Raw genomic sequence first — 4,600 nt, 5'->3', positions numbered from 1 at the left:
GGGCCGCCGAGGCCGGGGACGCGAGCAAGTACTACCGCATCCAGCCCCCCGAGGGACGCCACCACGACACCCTGTGGGGCATCGCCGAACGCCACCTCGGCGACGGGCTGCGCTACAAGGAGATCTACGAGCTCAACCGGGACCGGGTCCAGCCCGACGGCTCCCGGCTCACCGAGGCCAGCCTGATCCGACCCGGCTGGATCCTGGAGATGCCGGCCGACGCCACCGGCGGCGAACTCGTCGAGGCACCCGGCGAGGACCTCGACGACATGTCCCCGGACGAGGCCGACGAGTTCCTGGACTACCGGGAGACCGGCGACACCGGCGGGGACGCGGCCGGTGGGGGCACCCCCGGCGGCGCGGAGGAGACCCCGCAGCCGCCGGCCGTGCCCGACCCCGCCGCCGACCACTCCGACTGGACCGGCCCCGGGGCCGGGGGGCCCGGTGGGACGGAGGAGACCGAGCACGCCGTGGTCCCCGCCGAGCGGGAGGCCGAGGCCGCCGGGGAGTCCGGCCGCGGCGCGATCGACGCGCTGATGGCCGCCCCCCTGCTCGCCGCCGGTCTGCTCATCGCCCTCGGCCGCGCCCGCCGGCAGGCGCTGTGGCAGGCCGCCGCCGGGGCCCTCGGCCGGGGCGTGGGGGACGACCTGGAGCCGGAGACCCCCGCCGCCGGCGACGCCCGCGACGCGCTCCTGGCGGGCGCCGACCCGGGGGCCGTCGCCTTCCTGGACCGCGCCCTGCGCACCCTGTCCGCCGCCCTGGACGCCGAGGGCCGCACGCTGCCCGCCGTCTACGCCGCCTGGCTCGGCGCCGACGAACTCCACCTCCAGCTCGCCCACCCGGCCGGCGACCCGCCCGCCCCGTGGCAGCCCGGTCAGAGCGACACCTACTGGACGCTGGAGCGCGCCCGCCTCGCCGGGACGCCCGGCGGGGACGCGGCCGGCGACGCCGGCGCCGCGGCGGAGGCCCCCTACCCGGGGCTGGTCAGCCTCGGCACCCGGGACGGCATCCGTCTGCTGCTGAACCTGGAGGCGGTGCCCGGCATCGTCTCCGTGCTCGGCGCCCCCCGCGACCGGGAGGCCGTGCTCGGCTCGGTCGCCGCCGAACTGGCCACCAGCGGTTGGTCGGACCGGATGACCGTCACCCTGGTCGGCTTCGGCGCGGAGATGACCGCACTCGCCCCCACCCGGGTCCGCCACCTGGAGGACATCGCGGGCCTGCTGGAGGTCATGGAGACGGAGACCAACCTCCGACACGCCAACCTCCGCCACACCGGGCAGGACAGCATCCTCACCGGCCGCACCGGTCCCTCCCGCCGCCACCACTGGGCCCCGCACCTGGTGGTCGTGGGCGTGGAGCCCACCGAGGACGAGGCGGAGCGCCTGGGCGCCCTCGCGTCGGTCTCCGCCCCCCTGGGCATCGGCTACCTGGTCACCTCCGACCGCCCCGACCTGCCCGGCCTGGCCTGGGAGTTCGAGGTCACCCCGGAGGGCCTGCTCAAGGAGCCCGACATGGGTCTGGAGCTGACCGCCCAGCTCCTTCCCGCCGCCGGTCGGGCCGCGGTGGTGGAGCTGTTCGCCGGTCTCGCCGCCGGCGAGGGCGGGAGCGACGGCACCGGGGGCGGGGCCGGGGAGCCCTCCGGGCCGGTCTTCACCGTGGATCTCAGCGCCCGGGGCAAGCCCGAGGTCTACGCCGAGATCATGGGCGGCTACACCGTCACCGGTCTCCCCGAGCCCGAGCCGGAGCGCGCCGCGCAACTGCGCGAGGCGCTCGCCCTGCTCCTGCTGCACCGGGCCGGCGTGCACCCCCGGGTGATGGCGGCGGCCCTGTGGCCGCGCGGCGTCTCCGACGACGTCCGCGACGCCTTCCTCGCCCGGCTCGGCGACTGGCTGGGCCGGGACGCCGAGGGGGCGCCCCGCCTGACGACCGGGGACGACGGCCGGTTGGCCCTCTCCGCCCGGGTGGTCTCCGACTGGGACGTGCTGCGCACCCTCCACCACCACGCCGGCCGCCCCGGCGCGGCCGATCGGGCCCGCCGGCTCACCGACGCCCTGGCCCTGGCCCGCGGCCCGCTGCTGGACGGGCAGCGCGCGGAGGGCGGGTACGCCTGGCTCGACCACGAGATCGTGGACGCGCAGTACCCGCTGCTCGTGGCCGGGATCGCGCTCGGCCTGGCCGAGGAGCACCTGGGCGCGGGGAAGGGCGAGCAGGCGTACCTGGCGGTCCGCTCGGCGCTGGCCGCCGCGCCGACCGACGAACGGCTGTGGAACGAGCTGCTGCGCGCCGCGCACGCCACCGGCAACCGGGAGTGGCTGGAGGGGGCGGCCGACTGGCTGACCGCCCACCACGCGCAGCTCTTCGGCCCCGACCAGCCGCTGCCGGCCCGTACCCGGGCGCTGATGGACGAGTTCCTGCCCGGCCGCCGGGTCGAGGACAACGCCGTCTCCTGACCCCGCCGTCCCGGTCACCCCGCCCCGGTCGCCCCGTCGGCGACCGGGGCGCCCCGCGGCCGGGAGCCACGGGTCGCGACGATCACCGGGGCACCCGGAGCGACGGTTCCCCGGGCCCGGTCGGCCGGACCCGGGGGCCCGACCGAACCGATGCCCGGCCACCGCCTGGCGGGGGACCGGTCACCGGCGGCCCAGGGGGTCGGGGACCGGCGGCGAACCGGCCGCCGGGCCGCCGTCCGGGCCCCCGGCGCCGTCACCGGTACCGGCGGTTGCTGTGGCGTCTGCGTTGTCGGAGCGGTCGGAGCGGTCGGAGCGGTCGGAGCGGTCGGAGCGGTCGGAGCGGTCGGAGCCGTCGGAGCCGTCGGAGCCTGCGGATTCGTCGGTGCCGTCGAGGAACTGCGTCGCGGCCAGCTCCGCGTACAGGTCGTCCCCCGCGACCAGTTCGGCGTGGGTGCCGACCGCCCGGACCCGACCGGCGTCCAGGACGACGATCCGGTCCGCCGCCGTCACCGTGGACAGCCGGTGCGCCACCACCAGCACGGTGGTGGCGCGGGCGGCCGAGGCCACCGTCTCCCGCAGCGCCGCCTCGTTCACCGCGTCCAGCTGCGAGGTGGCCTCGTCGAGCAGCAGCAGGCGCGGCCGGCGCAGCAGCGCCCGGGCGATGGCCACCCGCTGCCGCTCCCCGCCGGACAGCCGGGTGCCCCGGTGGCCCACCCGGGTCTCCAGGCCCTCGGGCAGCCGCGCCACCAGCGCGTCGAGGCGGGCGGTGCGCAGCACCTCGCGGATCTCCTCCTCCCCGGCGTCGGGACGCCCCAGCAGCAGGTTGTCCCGCAGCGTGCCGGAGAGCACCGGCGCGTCCTGCTCGACGTAGCCGATGGCGCCCCGCAGCCGGTGCAGCTCCCACTCCCGCAGGTCGGTGCCGTCCAGCAGGATCCGGCCCGCCGACGGCTCGTGGAAGCGCTCGATCAGCGAGAAGAGGGTGGTCTTCCCCGCCCCCGACGGCCCGACGAAGGCGGTCATGCCCCGCGCGGGTATGTCCAGGTCGATGCCGTGGTGCACGTCCGACAGGTCGTCGGCGTAGCGGAAGCGCACCCCCTCGAAACGCAGCGCCGCGGGGCCGGGGTCGTCCCCCTCGGGGCCGGCGGCACCGGCGGGCGCGGCCGGCTCGACCGGCAGCCGCCGCGTCTCGCCCATCCGGTCGATCGCCGCCGCGCCCACCTGGTAGCGGGTCACCGCCGCGACCAACTGCTGGATCGGCGCCATCAGGTAGAACACGTACAGCAGGAAGGCCACCAGGGTGGCCACGTCGATCGCGCCGGAGGCGACCCGGGCGCCGCCCACCGCCAGCACCGTGATGAACGCGGCCTGGATCGCCAGACCCGCCGTGTTCCCCGCGAGGGCCGACCACTTGGCGGCGCGCACGCTCTCCCGCCAGGACGCCTCGGCGGCCTCGTGCACGACCCGCTCCTCGCGGTCCTCGGCGCCCGACGCCTTGATCGTGCGCATCGCGCCCAGCACCCGCTCCAGGGTCGCGCCCATCGCCCCGACCGACTCCTGGGCCCGCTTGCTCGCCCGGTGGATGCGCGGCACGATCACCCCGATCACCAGCGCCGCGAGCGCGATCACCCCCAGGGTCACGCCCAGCAGCGGCGCGTCCACCACCGCCATCAGCACCACGGTGGCCACCAGGGTCAGACCGCCGGTGCCGAAGCCGATCAGGGAGTCGGTGGTGACGGATCGCAGCAGGGTGGTGTCCGAGGTGACCCGGGCCAGCAGGTCCCCCGGCTCGCTGCGGTCCACCGCGCCGATCCGCAGCCGCAGCAGGTGGGAGACGAGGGAACGACGGGCGTCCAGGACCACCGACTCGGCGGTGCGCTGCAGCACGTAACCGCCCACCGCGCCGATCACCGCGTTGGCCAGCACGAGGGCGGTCATCGCCACCAGGGCACCGGTGATCGCCCGCTCGGCGGAGAGGTTCTCGATCAGGGCCCTGGCCACCAGCGGGAGCGCCAGGCCGGTGGCCCCGGTGATCAGCGACAGCAGGGCGCCCAGGGCCAGGACGCGACGGTGCGGGCGCACCAGCCCCAGCAGCACCCGCCAGGGGGGCGGTTCCCCCTCGGGTCGCCGGCCCCGCCCGGCTGGTTTCCCCC

General features: G+C 77.2%; 2 protein-coding genes. One reads left to right on the top strand and one right to left on the bottom strand.

What is annotated here, in order from left to right; translation table 11 throughout:
- Positions 1 to 2,450: AfsR/SARP family transcriptional regulator (locus tag FOE67_RS30105; protein WP_182665312.1), on the top strand; the 2,450-nt coding region annotated here is incomplete at its 5' end.
- A gap of 180 nt (positions 2,451 to 2,630) precedes the next feature.
- Here FOE67_RS30105 and FOE67_RS17340 read toward each other — a convergent pair.
- Positions 2,631 to 4,544: an ABC transporter ATP-binding protein gene (locus FOE67_RS17340; protein WP_323384992.1), complete on the bottom strand. Its 1,914-nt coding sequence runs from the start codon at positions 4,542 to 4,544 to the stop codon at positions 2,631 to 2,633.
- Between the last annotated feature and the right edge of the window lie 56 nt (positions 4,545 to 4,600).

It is taken from the genome of Streptomyces calidiresistens (assembly GCF_014141525.1).
In the GTDB taxonomy this organism is placed as follows: domain Bacteria; phylum Actinomycetota; class Actinomycetes; order Streptomycetales; family Streptomycetaceae; genus Streptomyces; species Streptomyces calidiresistens.
The sequence above is the reverse complement of the archived record's forward strand: the minus strand, read 5'-3'. Positions and strand labels throughout refer to the sequence as shown.